At 66.4% G+C, this 16,609-nt stretch carries 12 protein-coding genes (1 of these 12 running past the window's edge); 9 read left to right on the forward strand and 3 right to left on the reverse strand.

The annotated features are described in order from the left end of the window. The 6 genes in view from bioB to V5F68_RS20175 are tightly spaced (at most 11 nt apart) and all read left to right on the forward strand, a layout consistent with a single transcriptional unit that may run on beyond the window. On the forward strand, positions 1 to 903 hold the 3' portion of the coding sequence (bioB, locus tag V5F68_RS20150; protein ID WP_394015949.1) for a biotin synthase BioB. Its footprint begins 111 nt before the window's first position; 903 of the gene's 1,014 nt are visible here — the last part of the coding sequence; its start codon lies off the left edge, out of view; the stop codon is at positions 901 to 903. Continuing rightward, positions 900 to 2,039 carry an 8-amino-7-oxononanoate synthase gene (locus tag V5F68_RS20155; protein WP_394015948.1) on the forward strand — a complete coding sequence of 380 codons (1,140 nt, stop codon included), beginning with the start codon at positions 900 to 902 and terminating at the stop codon, positions 2,037 to 2,039. The genes bioB and V5F68_RS20155 overlap by 4 nt, the downstream gene beginning before the upstream one ends. Continuing rightward, positions 2,036 to 2,686, forward strand: coding sequence for a dethiobiotin synthase (gene bioD, locus V5F68_RS20160; protein ID WP_394015947.1), 651 nt, complete (start codon positions 2,036 to 2,038; stop codon positions 2,684 to 2,686). Before V5F68_RS20155 ends, bioD begins: the two co-directional genes overlap by 4 nt. Next, positions 2,683 to 3,948 carry an adenosylmethionine--8-amino-7-oxononanoate transaminase gene (locus V5F68_RS20165; RefSeq protein ID WP_394015946.1) on the forward strand — a complete coding sequence of 422 codons (1,266 nt, stop codon included), beginning with the start codon at positions 2,683 to 2,685 and terminating at the stop codon, positions 3,946 to 3,948. Before bioD ends, V5F68_RS20165 begins: the two co-directional genes overlap by 4 nt. Further along, positions 3,945 to 4,934: a beta-ketoacyl-ACP synthase III gene (locus tag V5F68_RS20170; RefSeq protein ID WP_394015945.1), complete on the forward strand. Its 990-nt coding sequence runs from the start codon at positions 3,945 to 3,947 to the stop codon at positions 4,932 to 4,934. Before V5F68_RS20165 ends, V5F68_RS20170 begins: the two co-directional genes overlap by 4 nt. 11 nt (positions 4,935 to 4,945) lie before the next feature. Continuing rightward, positions 4,946 to 5,296: a cupin domain-containing protein gene (locus V5F68_RS20175; RefSeq protein ID WP_394015944.1), complete on the forward strand. Its 351-nt coding sequence runs from the start codon at positions 4,946 to 4,948 to the stop codon at positions 5,294 to 5,296. Positions 5,297 to 5,299: 3 nt separating this feature from the next. Here the strand turns inward: V5F68_RS20175 and V5F68_RS20180 are convergent, their stop codons facing one another. Next, positions 5,300 to 6,226, reverse strand: coding sequence for a LysR family transcriptional regulator (locus V5F68_RS20180; protein WP_394015943.1), 927 nt, complete (start codon positions 6,224 to 6,226; stop codon positions 5,300 to 5,302). Positions 6,227 to 6,387: 161 nt separating this feature from the next. Between V5F68_RS20180 and V5F68_RS20185 the strand changes: the two genes are divergently transcribed. From V5F68_RS20185 to V5F68_RS20195, 3 genes are all read left to right on the forward strand, one after another. Then, on the forward strand, positions 6,388 to 7,230 hold the full coding sequence (locus V5F68_RS20185) for an alpha/beta hydrolase (RefSeq protein ID WP_394015942.1): 843 nt from the start codon (positions 6,388 to 6,390) through the stop codon (positions 7,228 to 7,230). 16 nt (positions 7,231 to 7,246) lie between these two features. Beyond that, positions 7,247 to 8,473 (forward strand): efflux RND transporter periplasmic adaptor subunit, encoded by a 1,227-nt coding sequence (locus tag V5F68_RS20190; protein ID WP_394015941.1) that lies wholly within the window; start codon positions 7,247 to 7,249, stop codon positions 8,471 to 8,473. 127 nt (positions 8,474 to 8,600) lie between these two features. Beyond that, positions 8,601 to 11,837, forward strand: coding sequence for an efflux RND transporter permease subunit (locus V5F68_RS20195; protein WP_394015940.1), 3,237 nt, complete (start codon positions 8,601 to 8,603; stop codon positions 11,835 to 11,837). A gap of 79 nt (positions 11,838 to 11,916) precedes the next feature. Here V5F68_RS20195 and V5F68_RS20200 read toward each other — a convergent pair whose 3' ends face one another. Both V5F68_RS20200 and V5F68_RS20205 read right to left on the reverse strand, forming a co-directional pair. Continuing rightward, positions 11,917 to 13,572: a hypothetical protein gene (locus V5F68_RS20200; protein ID WP_394015939.1), complete on the reverse strand. Its 1,656-nt coding sequence runs from the start codon at positions 13,570 to 13,572 to the stop codon at positions 11,917 to 11,919. 149 nt (positions 13,573 to 13,721) lie between these two features. Beyond that, entirely contained in the window at positions 13,722 to 16,388 is a 2,667-nt protein-coding gene (locus tag V5F68_RS20205) for a glycosyltransferase family 2 protein (RefSeq protein WP_394015938.1), read from the reverse strand. Positions 16,389 to 16,609 lie beyond the last annotated feature (221 nt).

The raw sequence follows: 16,609 nt of genomic DNA on the forward strand, positions 1-16,609 counted from the left end.
CTCAACGATCTCCTGTTCGAAGCGCAAAGCGTACACCGGCGCCATTTCGACCCGAACAAGGTCCAGATGAGCCGGCTGCTCTCCATTAAGACCGGAGGCTGTCCCGAGGATTGCGGCTATTGCAGCCAGTCGGCCCATGCGCCCACGGGGCTCAAGGCCTCCAAGCTGATGGAAGTGGAACGGGTGTTGGCTGAGGCGCGCAAGGCCAAGGAAGGCGGCGCCACGCGCTATTGCATGGGCGCGGCATGGCGCAGCCCGAAAGAGCGCGACATGGATATGGTGATCGCCATGGTGGAGGGCGTGAAGGCCCTGGGCATGGAAACCTGCATGACGCTCGGCATGCTCTCCCCGCCCCAGGCGGCCCAGCTCGCGGAAGCGGGGCTCGATTATTACAACCACAATATCGATACGTCCGAACGCTTCTATAAAGAGATCATCACCACCCGCACCTTCGCCGACCGGCTGGAAACCCTCTCCAACGTGCGCGATGCGGGCATCAAGGTGTGCGCGGGCGGCATCCTCGGCATGGGCGAGACCAATGACGACCGCATCGACATGCTGCTGACCCTCGCAAACATGGACGTGCCGCCGGAAAGCGTGCCGATCAACATGCTGATCCCCATTCCCGGCTCGAAGCTGGAAAATGCGGCGCCCGTGGACCCCATCGATTTCGTGCGCACCATCGCGCTCGCCCGCATCATGATGCCCACGTCCCATGTGCGCCTGTCGGCTGGCCGCACCGAGATGAGCGACGAATTGCAGGCCATGTGCTTCTTTGCGGGCGCCAATTCCATCTTCGTGGGCGACTGCCTTCTGACGGCCGAGAATCCCGGCGAGGATCACGACACGGCCCTGTTCCGCCGATTGGGGATTTCGCCCGAGGAGGCGGACGTCGCCCAATGAGCGGACGGCTCGCGCGGTTTGAAGCCACCCTCGCCGGCCTCAAGGCCAAGAGCCGGCGGCGGGCCTTGGAAGGCCGGGCGGGACACGATTTCGCCTCCAACGATTATATCGGCCTTGCCGCCTCCCCCCGTCTCGCGGCGGCGGTGGAGGCGGCGATCGCCCGCGGCGTGCCGGTGGGCGCAGCGGGATCGCGCCTGCTGCGCGGCAATCATCCCGAACATGAGGCCCTGGAGGCGGAGGCGGCCGCATTCTTCGGCGCCGGGCGGGCGCTGTTCTTCGGCGGCGGCTATAATGCCAATGTCGCTCTGCTCTCCGCTTTGCCCCAGCGCGGCGACCTCGTGGTTTATGATGCCCTCATCCACGCCAGCGTCCACGAGGGCATGAAGACCGGCAAGGCCGAGACGATCGCAGCCCTTCATAACGATGCCCAATCGGTGGAGGATGCGATCGCCGCTTGGCGCGCGCGCGGCGGGCGGGGAACGCCGTGGATCGTCGTTGAGACCATCTATTCCATGGATGGCGACGCCGCCCCGCTGGACGACCTCATCGCCATCGCCGAGCGGCACGACGGCTTCCTGATCGCCGACGAAGCCCATGCCACCGGCGTCTTCGGCCCGGAAGGGCGCGGGCGCGCGGCCCATCTGGAAGGGCGCGATGCGCTCATCACCCTGCACACCTGCGGCAAGGCGCTCGGCGCCTCCGGCGCGTTGGTGACGGGGCATGCCACGCTCATCGACTTCCTGGTAAATCGCGCACGCCCCTTCATCTATGCCACCGCCCCGTCCCCCCTGATGGCGGCGGCGGTGCGCGAGGGCTTGCACATATTGAAGGACGAGCCGGAACGCCGCGCCCGTCTATCCGCTCTGGTGGCACGCGCCGGCGAAAGTCTCGGCGCCATGGGCTGGCCGGCCAGCGGCTCGCAGATCGTGCCGGTCATCCTCGGCTCCAATGCGCGCGCGGCAGCAGTGGCGGCGCATGTGCGCGCCGCCGGCTTCGATTGCCGCGCCATCCGCCCGCCCACGGTGCCAGAAGGAACCGCGCGACTGCGCATTTCGCTCACATTGAACGTGGACGAGGCCATCGTGGACGGCCTCATGGGCGCCATCGCCGAGGCGCTGGAGCAGGTTGCGGCATGAGCCTTCCCCTGGTCGTGACGGGCACCGATACGGGTATCGGCAAAACCGTCTTTTCCGCCGCCCTCGCAGGCGCGCTCGGCGCGCATTACTGGAAGCCCGTACAATCCGGGCTGGAGGAAGAGACCGATAGCGAACTGGTGCGGCGGCTCGCTCGCCTGCCCGCCGCGCACATCCTTTCCGAGGCCTATCGCCTGAACACCCCGGCCTCGCCCCATCTGGCGGCGGAGCTGGACGGCGTCGCCATCGATCCCGCACGGCTTGTGCCGCCCGCCGTCGAAGGCCCGCTGGTGATCGAGGGGGCGGGTGGGCTCATGGTGCCGCTGACGCGCACGCTGCTCACCATCGACCAGTTCGCCCGCTGGGGTTTTCCGGTGGTGCTGTGCGCGCGCACGCAGCTCGGCACCATCAACCACACGCTGCTTTCGGTGGAAGCCCTGAAGAAGCGCGGCATCCCGCTGCTGGGCATCGCCTTCGTGGGCGACGAGATGAGGGACAGCCAGGAGACGATCGCCGCCTTCGCCGGCGCACGGATCCTCGGCCGCCTGCCGCGTCTCGATCCCTTGACCCCCGACGCGCTGGCCTTCGCCTTTTCGGCTGCCTTTAAACTCGCCGATTTTGCGCCGAAGCACGCGGGAACCCCACGATGAGCGCCTCCCCCGTCTGGCACCCCTTCTTCCAGCACGCGACCGAGCCGACGCCGCCGCTGATCGCGCGGACGCAGGGCGCCTATCTCGAAACGGCGGAGGGCAAGCGCATCCTCGACGCCATCTCCTCCTGGTGGGTGATCACCCACGGCCATCGCCACCCGCCCATCATGGAGGCGATCCGCGCAACGTCCCAGGACCTGGACCAGATCATCTTCGCCGGCTTCACCCACGCGCCGGCCGAAGCGCTGGCGCGCGAACTGGTGAAGCTCGCCCCGGCCGGGCTGGAGCATGTGTTCTATTCGGATTCCGGCTCCACCGCCGTGGAAGTCGCGCTGAAGATGGCTCTCGGCACCTTCCGCAATCGTGGCGAAGGGCGCAGCCGCATCGTGGTGATGGAGGACAGCTATCACGGCGATACCATCGGAACCATGAGTGTGGGCGCGCGCGGCGTGTTCAATGCGGCGTACGAGCCGCTGCTGTTCGAGGTGGACACCATCCCCTTCCCCGCGCCGGGCCGCGAGCAGGAAACGCTGGACGCCTTCGAAGGCTTCGCCCGCACCGGAAAGGCCGCCGCCATTATCGTCGAGCCGCTGATCCTCGGCTCCGGCGGCATGCGCATGTATGGGCCGCAGGTGCTCGTGGAGCTGAAGCGCATCGCGCAAGAGACCGGCACCCTGTTCATCGCCGATGAGGTGATGACCGGGTGGGGCCGCACGGGCACCTTGTTCGCCTGCGAGCAGGCCGGGATTTCGCCGGATATCCTCTGCACCTCCAAGGGCCTGACCGGCGGGGCTATCCCGCTCGCGGCGACCCTCGCCACGTCGGAGGTGTTCGACGCGCATTATTCCACCGACCGCGCCAAGACCTTCTTCCATTCCTCGTCTTATACGGCCAACCCCATCGCCTGCGCCGCCGGCCTCGCCAATGTGAAGGTGTGGCAAGAGGAGCCGGTGCGCGAACGGGTCGCGACGCTCTGTTCGCTCCAGGCCGAACGCATCGCGCGGTTCGCGGGCGACGGGCGGTTCGAAAACCCCCGGCGCTGCGGCACGATCGCGGCGCTGGATCTGAAGGTGGCGAAGGGCGGCTATCTCGCCGAAGTGGGCCCGAAGCTGCGGGCTTTCTTCCTAGAGCGCGGCTTCCTGGTTCGCCCGCTCGGCAATGTGCTCTATCTGATGCCACCTTATTGCATCACCCCCGCCGAGTTGGACGCGCTGTATGATGCGATCGGCGGGGCGGCGGACCTGTTCGGGACCCCTTCATGAGCGCGTTTTCCACCAGCCGGATCGTCGGCTTCGGCCATGCCGTGCCGGGGCGCGAGGTGCTGAATGCCGAGCTGGAAGCGCAATTGGCGCTGGAGCCCGGCTGGATCGCCCGCCGCACCGGCATCGAGTCGCGCCGCTGGGCACAGCCTGGCGACACGCTCTCGGGCCTTGCCCAGGGCGCGGCGGAAATGGCCCTTGCCGAGGCGGATCTTCCGCGCGCGGACATCGGCCTGACGCTGCTTGCCACCTCGACGCCGGACCAACTCCTGCCGCCCACCGCCCCGCTGCTGGCGCACCGGCTGGGGCTCTCCCGCTCCGGCGCGGCGGATCTCGCGGGCGCGTGCGCCGGGTTTCTCTATGCGCTGGTGCTGGCGGAAGGCTTCGTGCGGCTGCACCGCAAGCCGGCCCTGGTGGTGGCGGCGAACATCCTCAGCCGCCGCATCAATCCCGCCGAGCGGGGCAGCGCGGTGCTGTTCGCCGACGCGGCGGGCGCGGTCGTGCTGGCGCCATCCGCCGAGCCGGACACCGGCATTCTCGGGGTTTCGCTTGCCTCCGACGGTACGGGCTATGATCTCGTCGCGATTCCCGGCGGCGGCAGCAATCGCCCGTTCGGGCCGGACCTGCCGTTCGAAGAAACCCGCATGACCATCACCGACGGCCGAGAACTCTATGTCCAGGCGGTGCGGATGATGACCGATTCCGCCAAGACCGCCCTCGATATCGCCGGCCTCGCCCCCGGCGCAGTGGATTGGCTGGCACCCCACCAGGCCAATGCCCGCATGCTGGACATGGTGGCCCATCAGCTCGGCATAGCCCCGGAGAAGGTGGTGCGCAGCATTGCCCGCTATGGCAATTCTTCGGCCGCAACCATTCCTCTATCCCTTTCCCTTGCGCACCGGGGCCGTCCTTTCCGGCGTGGGGAAACACTCGTGCTCACCGCGGCCGGGGCGGGCTTGACCGGCGGCGCCTGCGTGCTTCGGATCTAAGAGGGACAATCATGCGCCTGCACAAGCTGACGTGCGACGAACACGCCGCCGAGGCAACGCCGGTCGCCGCGGAGGTGCTGATTTCTGGCACTCCGCAGACCCGCGTCTGGATCACCTACGATGCCCCTGGCGAACGCCTGTGCACGGGCGAATGGGAGGCGACGCCGGGAAAATGGCGGGTGAATTACGAGGAATGGGAATATTGCCTCGTGCTTTCCGGCCGCTGCGTCGTGATCGGCGACGATGGCATCCGCATCGAGGCGGGCCCGGGCGATGCCTTCGTGCTGGAGCCGGGCTTCGCCGGCACCTGGGAAGTTTTGGAGACCATGCGCAAGCACTGGGTCATCCGCACCCCCGCCTGAGCCTCACCGCAAGGTCGAGCGGCGCTGAATGAGATCATCGGTGGCGAACAATTCGGCCACCCAATCCACGAACACGCGCAGCCGCGCACTCAGGTGGCGGTTGGGCGGGTAGACCACATGAAGCGGAAACGGCTCCGTGCTCCATGCGGTCAGCACCGGCACAAGGTCGCCGCGCCCGAGGGCGGCATGGGCGAGGAAGCTCGGCGGCTGGATGATGCCGAGACCGGCAACGCCGGCGGCGAGGTAGGAATTCCCCTCGTTCACGGAGAGCGCGTAGCGGCCGTCGATTTCCAGCGTCTGGCCGTCGCGCACGAATTCCAGCGGGAAATACCGGCCGGTGCGGGCACTGAAATAACGCACGACCGGGAAATCGTTCTCAAGCTGGCTTGGGTGGGTGGGTGTGCCATGGCGCGCCAAATAAGCCGGCGCGGCGCAGGTGACCATCCCGAGTTCGCCGATCCGGCGAGCCACTAGCGAGGGGTCGGTGATCTCGCCGCCGCGGATCACGCAGTCCACATTCTCGCTCAGGAGGTCCACCGGCCGGTCGGTGACGCCAAGATCGATCTGGATATCGGGATGGCGGGCGTGGAAATCGGGCAATGAGGGAATGAGAACCAGCAGCGCAAGGCTGGGGCTGATGTCCACCCGCAGCCGCCCTTGCGGCGTGCCTTGCTGCTGGGTCATCGACCCGTCCAGTTCGTCGAGGTCGGCCAGCAGCGTGACGGCGCGCTCATAATAGGCCGCGCCGTCCGGCGTCACGGTGACCCGGCGGGTGGTGCGGTTGAGCAGGCGCGTGCGCAGATGCGCCTCAAGTTGCTGAATCTGCTTGGTCAGCGTCGGCTTCGGCACGCGCAGCAGATCGGCGGCGCGGGTGAATGTGCCGGCCTCGACCACGCCAACGAACGCGCGCATTGCAGCAAATTGATCCAAATCAACAGCGCTCCGATGCGATTTATCGCCTATTATTCACATAGGGAAATAATGTAGTCAAAAATTGCATCTTTATTCAAGCGACTTAGAGGCATATCCATGACGCATCGCAAAACGCCGATGAACGATTGGCGGATTTCGCGGCAATCTGGACCCCTACAATGCCCTTGCCTTGGAGCGAAGATCGGATCGTCATGTCGTGCGGCGACGCGGTGCCTGTGCGCGTTCTGCGCCGGCCGGGCGCCTCCCGCGCCGCGCCGCTCATTCTCCACCTGCATGGCGGCACCTTCATCACCGGCACGCTGGATGCCGGACGCACCATCGCGGGCCTTCTAGCCCAGGCCGGCGCCACCGTGGTGTCGCTGGACTATCCGCTGGCGTGCGAGAAACCCTTTCCCTATCCGCTCGACATCGCGTTCGCCGCCCTTGAAGGCCTCAACCGCGAGCGCGCCAAATGGAGCACCAAGCGCGCCCCGCTGCTGGTGGCCGGTGAAGAGGCGGGCGGCAATCTGGCCGCCGGCGTCGCGCTGATGGCGCGCGACCAGAAGGCTCCGCCGCTCGCGGGGCAGATCCTGATCTCGCCCATGCTCGACCCCTCGCTCGCCACCTGCTCGATCCGCGAGGCCGATGCCGGCCCGGTCGGCTGCAAATGGGCGGACGGCTGGCAGAAATATCTCGGCTCCGCCGACAAGGCCGCCCACCCCTACGCCGCGCCGGCCTCCGCCTCGCGCCTGTCCGGACTTGCGCCGGCGCTGGTGGTGACGGCCGAGGACGACCCCATGCGGGACGAAAGCGTCCGGTATGCCCACAAGCTGCGCAAGGCGCAGGTGTGCGTGCACACCCACGTGTTCGACAGCCCGACCGGCTGGCCCGCCTCCCTCTCGGAGGCTGCATCGCGCGAGGCCGACTGGGCCGAGCGCCTGCGCAGCCTCTTCTCCGCTTTTTTCGCCGAGCTTCGGGCCGCCGTGCGGCCCGGCCTGCCGGCACATCCCGCCCTTATCTGAACGCCAGGACGCTCCCATGACCCGGATCCTCACCACGCGCCGCCTCCTGATCGCCGCCGTTGCGGCGACCGCTTTGTCGAGCGGCCTCGCCATTCCCTATGTGATGCCCCACGGCGCTGCCCGGGCCAGCGACCCCGCGAAAGCCCCGGCCGGCGTGCCGGTTTCGGTCGCGGTCATCGAAAAGCGCGATGCCCCGGTGTGGGATGAATTCTCCGGCCGGCTCGAGGCCATCGAGCGCGTAGAGCTGCGCTCACGCGTCGCCGGCGCGATCCAGGCCGTGCATTTTCGCGAGGGTGCGTTGGTGAAGGAAGGCGCGCTGCTCATCACCATCGACCCCGCGCCCTACCAGGCGGAGGTGGATCGCACCCAGGCCCAGGTCACCGCCGCCGAGGCGCGCGTCGCCTTGACCAAGGCGGATCTGGAACGCGGCCAGCGCCTGTTCGAATCGCGCACGGTCGCCCAGCGAGATCTCGACGAGCGGCTGAATGCCCATCGCGAGGCCCAGGCCAATCTGCGCGCCGCCCAGGCGACGCTCCAATCGGCCGAGCTGAACCTCGGCTATACCGAAATCCGCGCGCCGGTTTCCGGCCGCGTGGGCAAGCTGGAAGTCACGGCGGGCAATCTCATCTCGGCCGGCCCCGGCTCCGTGGTGCTAACCACTTTGGTCTCTACCGATCCCATCTACGCCAGCTTCCATGCGGATGAAGAAGTGGTGCTGCGGGCGCTCGCCGGCCTTTCGCCGGAGAACGGCACCGACAAGCTGCCTTTGGAGCGCATCCCGGTGGAAATGCTCACCGTGACCAGCAACGGCACGCCAGTGCGCGGGCATCTGCAGCTCATCGACAATCAGGTGGACGCAAAAACCGGCACGGTGCGGGTGCGGGCGGTGTTCGACAATCCCGACGGCCGCCTCATTCCCGGCCAGTTCGCTCGCTTGCGCATGGGCCGCACCACCAATTCGGATGCTCTGTTGGTGAGCGAGCGCGCCGTAGGCACCGACCAGAACAAGAAGTTCGTGCTGGTGGTGGATGGCGAGGGCAAGGCCAATTATCGCGAAATCACCCTCGGCGAGCCGGTGGGCAATCTGCGCATCGTCACCAGCGGTCTTTCCGCCGGCGACCGCGTAGTGGTGAACGGGCTGCAGCGCATCCGGCCCGGCGCGCTCGTGGTGCCGCAGACTGTGCCCATGGACGTCACCAAAACCGCCCAGGCCGCCGCCCCCGAGGACGTCGCCCAACGCTGATCCTGCCGGCCCGTCCCCGGGGATCGTCCTCGGGGACGGGCCACGTCACCTGTAGCCGCGTTTTCTCCGCTCCCGGGCCGCCCGCCCGCGGGGCCCGACCGCTTATGCCCCTGCGGGGGAGGATGTCATGAATCTCTCCAAATTCTTCATCGACCGCCCGATCTTCGCAGGCGTGCTCTCGGTCCTGATCTTCCTCGGCGGTTTGCTGGCGCTGCGGGTGATGCCGATTTCCGAATATCCGGAGGTGGTGCCCCCGCAGATCGTGGTGCGCGCCAACTATCCGGGCGCCAATCCCAAGGTGATCGCGGAAACCGTCTCCACGCCCATCGAGGAACAGATCAACGGCGTGGAAGGCATGCTCTACATGAGCAGCCAGACCACCACCGACGGTCTGATGACCCTGACCGTCACCTTCAAGCTCGGCACCGACCCGGACAAGGCCCAGCAATTGGTGCAGAACCGCGTCTCCCAGGCCGAGCCGCGCTTGCCGGAAGACGTGCGCCGCCTCGGCATCACCACCATCAAGAGCTCGCCGGACCTGATGCTGGTGGTTCACCTGTTGTCGCCCAACGGGCGCTACGACATGACCTATCTGCGCAACTACGCGGTGCTGAACGTGAAGGACCGCCTCGCCCGCATCGCCGGCGTGGGCGACGTGCAATTGTTCGGCTCGGGCGATTATTCCATGCGCGTGTGGCTGGATCCGCAGAAGGTGGCCGAGCACGGGCTTTCCGCCAGCGATGTGGTGGCCGAGATCCAGGCGCAGAACGTGCAGGCCGCGGCCGGCACGGTGGGCGCCTCGCCCGGCGTGGACGGGCTCGACCTTCAGCTCTCCGTCAACGCCCAGGGCCGCCTCCAGACCGAGGAGGAGTTCGGCGACATCGTCGTGAAGAGCGGCGACAATGGCGAAGTGGTGCGCCTGCGCGACATCGCCCGCATCGAGCTCGGCGCCGCCGATTATGCGCTGCGTTCGCTGCTGAACAACAAGTCGGCCGTCGCGGTGCCGGTGTTCCAGGCGCCCGGATCGAACGCCATCCGCATCGCCGACGAAGTTCGCCGGGTCATGGCCGAAATCAAGGAGAACATGCCGGACGGGGTGGATTATTCCATCGTCTACGACACCACCCAGTTCGTGCGTGCCTCCATCGACGCGGTCATCCACACCCTGCTGGAAGCGGTGCTGCTGGTGGTGCTGGTGGTGATCCTGTTCCTGCAGACCTGGCGCGCCTCCATCATCCCGCTGCTGGCGGTGCCGGTCTCGATCGTCGGCACGTTCGGCGTGATGTATGTATTCGGCTTCTCCATCAATGCCTTGACTCTGTTCGGCCTGGTGCTCGCCATCGGCATCGTGGTCGATGACGCCATCGTCGTGGTGGAGAATGTGGAGCGCAACATCGAGCAGGGCCTCGCCCCGCGCGAAGCCACCTACCGCGCCATGAAGGAAGTGTCGGGCCCGATCATCGCGATCGCCCTGGTGCTGATCGCCGTGTTCGTGCCGCTCGCCTTCATCACCGGTTTGTCGGGTCAATTCTATAAGCAATTCGCCCTGACGATCGCGATTTCCACCGTGATTTCGGCGGTGAATTCGCTGACTCTCTCGCCAGCTCTGGCGGCCCTTCTTCTGCGCGGCCACGATGCGCCGAAGGACCGCCTGACCCGCATCATGGACCGCTCGCTCGGCTGGCTGTTCCGCGGCTTCAACTCCATCTTTACCCGCGGCTCCCGCGCCTATGGCAATGGGGTGAAGGGTGCGATCTCCCGCAAGGGCATCATGGTGGGCTTCTACCTGGTGCTGGTCGCCTGCACCGTGGTGCTGTTCCGCGCGGTTCCAGGCGGCTTCGTGCCGGCGCAGGACAAGCAATATCTTGTCGGCTTCGCCCAATTGCCCGACGGCGCCACGCTCGACCGGACGGAAGAGGTGATCCGCCGCATGAGCGACATCGCGCTCCAGCAGCCCGGCGTCGAATCGGCCATCGCCTTCCCCGGCCTTTCGATCAACGGCTTCACCAATTCCTCCAATTCCGGCATCGTGTTCGTCGGGCTGAAGGCGTTCGAGGAGCGCAAGACGCCGGAGCTGAATGGCGGCGCCATCGCCATGCAGCTGAACAAGAAGTTCGCCTCCATCAGCGAAGCCATCATCGCCATGTTCCCGCCGCCGCCGGTCCAGGGGCTTGGCACCATCGGCGGCTTCAAGCTGCAATTGGAGGATCGCGCGGGCTTCGGCTACGAGGCGCTCGACGAAGCCACGAAGGCGTTCATGGCCAAGGCCATGCAGCAGCCGGAGCTGATCGGCCTGTTCTCCTCCTATCAGGTGAACGTGCCCCAGCTCTATGCCGACATCGACCGCACGAAGGCGCGGCAGCTCGGCGTGGCGGTGACGGATGTCTTCAACACCATGCAGATCTATCTCGGCTCGTCCTATGTAAATGATTTCAACAAGTTCGGCCGCACGTACACGGTGCGCGTGCAGGCCGACGCGCCGTTCCGCGCCCGCCCGGAAGACGTGGGCCAGCTCAAGGTCCGCTCCAAGACCGGCGAGATGGTGCCGCTGTCTGCGCTGCTGAAGGTGCGCTCGGCGGCGGGACCGGAACGGGCCATGCGCTATAACGGCTTCCTTTCGGCGGACGTGAACGGCGGGCCGGCGCCCGGCTTCTCCTCCGGCGAGGCGCAGGCGGCCATCGAGCGGGTGGCGGCCGAAACCCTACCCAAGGGCTTCGGCTTCGAATGGACCGAGCTGACCTATCAGGACATCCTGGCGGGCAATTCGGCGGTGTGGGTGTTCCCGCTCTCGATCTTCCTGGTGTTCCTGGTGCTCGCCGCCCAGTACGAGAGCCTCACCTTGCCGCTGGCGATCATCATGATCGTGCCCATGGGCCTGCTCGCCGCCATGGCCGGCGTCTGGCTCAGCGCGGGGGACAACAACGTGTTCACCCAGATCGGCCTGATCGTGCTGGTGGGCCTGTCTGCGAAGAACGCGATCCTGATCGTGGAATTTGCCCGCGAGCTGGAATTCCAGGGGCGAAAGCCCGTCGAGGCCGCGATCGAGGCGAGCCGGCTGCGCCTGCGGCCGATCCTGATGACCTCGCTGGCCTTCATCATGGGCGTGGTGCCGCTGGTCACCTCCACCGGCGCGGGCGCGGAAATGCGCCATGCCATGGGCGTGGCGGTGTTCGCCGGCATGATCGGGGTGACGGTGTTCGGCATCTTCCTCACCCCGGTATTCTACGTGCTGCTGCGCCGGCTGGCGGGTAACCGACCCCTGGTGCAGCACGGCGAAGTCCTGCCGGACATCCACCCGACCTCTGGCGGCCACGGCACGGACGGCCACGGCGCCCCCCACCCCGCCCCGTCCCACGCCTCCTGAGGCAGGAGCCGGAGCGCGCGTAAAAAAGAAGCCGCCCGAAAGGGCGGCTTCTTCATTTGATATCGAAACGAACGATCGCTCAGGCCGTAGCCGGCACCTCGAGCGCCGCCACCACCGGCCCCGCGACGGCCTGTGCATCCGCCGCCACCGCGAGGAAAGGCTGGCACACCGCGATGGGGTCCGGCTCGAACCCGGCGCGGGCGCAGAAGGTGTTGAACAACGCCGCGAAAGCCGCGACACCCTCTGAAGTTTCGGTAGACACGGCCTCCAGCCGATCCGAACCGTAGCCCTTGCGGCTCTCGATCCGCGCGACGGCACCGGGCAGATCGTCGAGCCCGATGATTTCCCGATGCGGCGGCGTGAACAGAAGCTCGATCGCGGCGTGATTGGCGCCGATGGCAGCGAGCTGCTCGGGCGGCAGGCTGCTGCGCGAGAGAAGGCCCTTCAGGTTGAGCAGACCCTGCCGGCGCCGGCTCTCCTGAGTATCCAGGAGGCAGAAGGAATAACCGAAGATCTCAATCTCGATCATATCCTGCACCGTATGGATGAAGGATTCGAGCAGGCTTCCGTCCCAGCCGAGATCCACCAGCGCCACCCGCATATTTGGCCCGGCGCCGAGATCCAGCAATTCGCGGAACAGCCCCCGGCGATTGCGCCGCGCGACCTTGAGAATCTCCCACCGATACGCGCTGAGGAAGCGTCGCAGCAGCGGCTCGGTGGCGTGATCGATCACCACGTCGTCGCCGAGGCCGATGTCCGCCATCATGAACGGAGCGGGCACGGGAATATCGAACCGCTCGAGCACTTCAAAGGCGCGCATGCCGTGGCACCCGGCCATGAAAAGCTCAAGGCGCGCGTCGAAATTGCGATCGTGCGTCCCCGCCAGCAGGATCGCGGCGGGCCCCGTGGCGAAATAGCCGTGCCGCGGCAGGAGCGGCGGATAGGGCCCCTCGGCGATCCGAATCAAGGCCATGCCGGGGCCGGAGCAGAACAGCAGCAGGTCGATCTGATCGCGCCGCGCCTGCTCGCCGAGCCAGTGCACGAAACCGGTGAGAGCCGGCCCCGCGATCTCAAATCCGAGCGCGGCGCGGGCACCGCCCAGCCCATCCCCGCCGATCCGTCGCAATCCAAAGGCCAGCGAGGCAATTCCCTCGGTGACCGGACGCTCCGGCGGGTCCACCGGGTCGACATCACCGGCCCGCCCCGTGGCGAACGGGAGGATGCGATCCGGCCGGACATTCATATGGCGGGCGATCAGCTCCACTGGTGAGAGCGCGCGATCCGCCTCCCACTCGGCATCCGAAAGAATCACCGGAGCGGCCGGCAGATCGTGCAGCGCCAGCAATTCGTCGAAGAAGCCCGCCGGCAGGTGCGTGGTGCCGCTCAGCACCGCGCGGCCAGCGGCGGCCACCGCGCGAAAGCTCGCGACCGCATCGGGGACGGGCCGCCACAGGGCGAGTTCAAATCGGTATTCGGTTCTCCTGGCGAGGTCGCGCTGCGCTGGCGTCGCCTCGAGGCGCTCATAGATGCTGTCCAGCGTCACAGCCGCGCCGCGGGCCGCAGCTTCGCTGCGCGCCAGCGCTTCGGCGGCGATCCGGCGCCGTTTGAATTCGACAATGCCAACGCGCGCGCCCACGAGGTCGAAAAGGTGTTCCGGCTCCACCAATGGGCGGATGAATAAGGTCTCGCAGACATCGAACCAGACGATATCCGCTGCCTCCAAAGCCGCATTCATTGTCAAAACCGGACCCCTTTCGCCCTTCCCTCGGCACGGTCACACAAGACCGTTTCCGCCGACAGACACTCTACACCCCGAAGGTGCACCGCAATCGAGCACAGGCGTATGTCATCGCTTGCGCCCTTGGGACCTTACGCACCGCGTGCTCACGACGGAACGCGGAAGGTAAGGTCGTTGGGATGCAAATTAGGGGAGAAGAAGGGATCTCGCATGAAGAAAAGCGGGTGTGCCACGTCCAGCCGCCGCTTGTCGGCGCGCAGCCGCGCCATTTTTTCCGCGCTGACGTGATCGATGCCCCGACTCATGGATTCGTAGTGCAGCAGTTCCGCAGCCGGACACACCACATTGAACAGGCCGGCCTCCACCAGGCGGAAGCAGAGGTCGACATCGTTATAGGCAACCGGGAAGGCTTCGTCGAACCCGCCGACAGTCTCGAATTTGCTGCGTTCCACCATCAGGCACGCGCCGGTGACCGCGAGCCAGTTCGCATCGAGCATGTTGCGCGCGTAATAGCAGGGGTCCTTCGCATTCGCGCCGAGAAAGGCGTGGCTCGGACCATCGGCGATATAGATCACCCCGGCGTGCTGCACCCGCTGCGATTTGGGATAGAGCAGCTTGGCGCCGACCGCGCCGATATGGCTCTGCTGGGCATAGCCGACCATGCGGTCGAGCCAGTCGGGCGTGACCACCTCGGTATCGTCGTTGAGGAACAGCAGGATCTCTCCGGAGGAGGCGCGCACGCCCACATTGCAGAGCTCGGAGAAATTGAACGGGAAATCGTGCCGCACCACCCGCACACCGTCTTCGCCGGCGAGGCTGTCGAGATAGGCGAGGGTGTCCGCTTCGCTCGATCCGTTGTCGACAACGACGAGCTCGACATTCTTATAAACGCTCTTTTCCTGGATCGAGCGCAGGCATTGGCGCAGCACGGCCCAATTGTTCTTGGACGGGATGATGATCGAGACGCGCGGCGTATCTATAACGTCATACCTCACGCGCATATAGGCCTGCAGGCCCTCGACCGGCTCGCAGGCGCCGCTGACGCCCCGGCGCTGCATCGCGTCCAGGCGCAGCCGCACGGCCGCCGCAAGCGCCTCCGGCTTTGCGTCGAACTCCGCGGCCGCGGAGCCGGGAATGATGCGCCAATGATACAGGACCTTCGGGATATGCGAGATCTTCCGGGTATTCTCGGTGACGCGCAGCACGAAATCCCAGTCCTGCGATCCGTCATATTCCGAACGCAGCGGCCCCACCTTCAGCGCCAGGCTGCGCCGCACGCAGCTGACGTGGCAGGTGTACATGAGGCTCATCAGCGTATCGGGCGACCAGTCGGGCTTGAAGAACGGCTCAACGAGCGTGCCGTTGGTCGCGATCTTGTCTTCGTCGCTATAGATGAAATCGGGGTCGTCCCGATCGATGCATGCCGCGAGTTCGTAGAGGCAATCCTCGGTCAGCTCGTCGTCATGGTCGAGAAAAACCAGGAAATCTCCGCCCGCAAGCGCGATCGCTTCGTTGGTGGCGCCGGCGATGCCCTGATTTTCGCTCAGGGTCTTGATGACGACGCGCGGATCCTTGAGCGCGGCGAGGGCTTGCCGCACCTCCTCACGCGGGCTCCGGTCGTCCACCAGGATCAGCTCCCAGTGGGGGTACCATTGCGCTTCGACCGACGCCACCATGCGGCGGAACACATCCAGCGGCGTATTGTAGAGCGGCACCACGATGGAGAAGCGGGGCGTGGAGCGGAAGCGCGCGATGCGCGCGTCGAGATCCGCCGGGCGGCGCGGGGCGATATAAGTGTAGCCGGACGGCTGGCCGCGCCATTCGTAGGTTCCGGTGCGCGCTGCGGGAAGCACCTCCTGCACCCCGCCCCGGCCGGGCCGGAAGCTGAGATAGCGCCCATCGAGCGCCGCGAGGCCCGCCCGCAGCGCCGGAATCTTGGTCTTCGCCATCCGCGCGTAGCGATAGGAGCGCAGCTGGTTCATGCCCGCATCCCAGATCGCGCCGACCGCGCCCTTGAGGCCCGACCTGTCACGTTCCTGGTTCGCGTGCCGCGCCAGATAGTCCGCGAGCGGCGACTGCCACGGCTCCAGCTCCGGATGTTCCTCGCGATAGGCGTAGGGGCTGAACGAGGCGCTGGGAATGCGCCCCTCGGCCTCGCCATAGCTGATGTAATGCCACAGCGGATTCATGCCGGCGTTGCGCACGTCGGGATAGGTCGCGAAATAGAATTCCGAATCGAACACCGGATTGGGCCGGCACCCCTCGAATCCGCCGCGCAGCAGATAATCGACCACGGGCTCCACGAGAAGCGAATCGGGCAAGGGATATTGCCGTGTGTAGAAATTCCGGTCGAACAGCCCGGAATCCAGCAGCAGGCGACAATTGGCTTCCAGCTCCCCACCGCCGAACCGGCGGATCAGGCGGCCGAGCACGCCGCGTGCCCCGCGGCGGGCCGCAACGGGCCGCGAGCGGAAGAGCTTCGAAAGATTGTGCCGCCGGTTGCGCTCCAGCTCCACGCGGAGATGGGCGGCTTCCAGCCTGTAGCTGAGGCTTGCGAGTTCGCTTTCGTGCTGGCGCGCGCGGTCTTCGGCGCGAGCAACTTCTCGGTCGAGCGCGGCTTTCAGCCGATCGCGCTCCAGACCGAAATCACTCTGGACGATGCCTAGCAGCCGCGCGTGCTCGGCCGCCTCCTTCTCATAGGCCTGCTTGAACCGGGCGGCTTCGCTCGCCATGCGCGCATGCCGCTCGCGCTCGGCGTCCAACGCCGCACGCAATGCCTCCAATTCCTGAACCTGGCCCCTTTCCGTTTCCATCAACACGTTTGCCCCCAGCGGCCATGCATATGATGAGCCAGCTTCTTTCATTGTGACATCAGGCTCAGCCGCAACTGCTCAGGATGCCTGTTCCCTTCACACCTCAATGCGTCTCCGCCCTAAGCCCCCGCGCACGGTAATATCGTAATCGCCTTCCCAAAAAACACGAGAAACTTACCGCGCCGCGCAAAAAGCTGATCCCACGCCAAACAATACCCAGC

This window comes from Roseixanthobacter pseudopolyaromaticivorans, from assembly GCF_043195145.2.
Classification (GTDB): domain Bacteria; phylum Pseudomonadota; class Alphaproteobacteria; order Rhizobiales; family Xanthobacteraceae; genus NCEH01.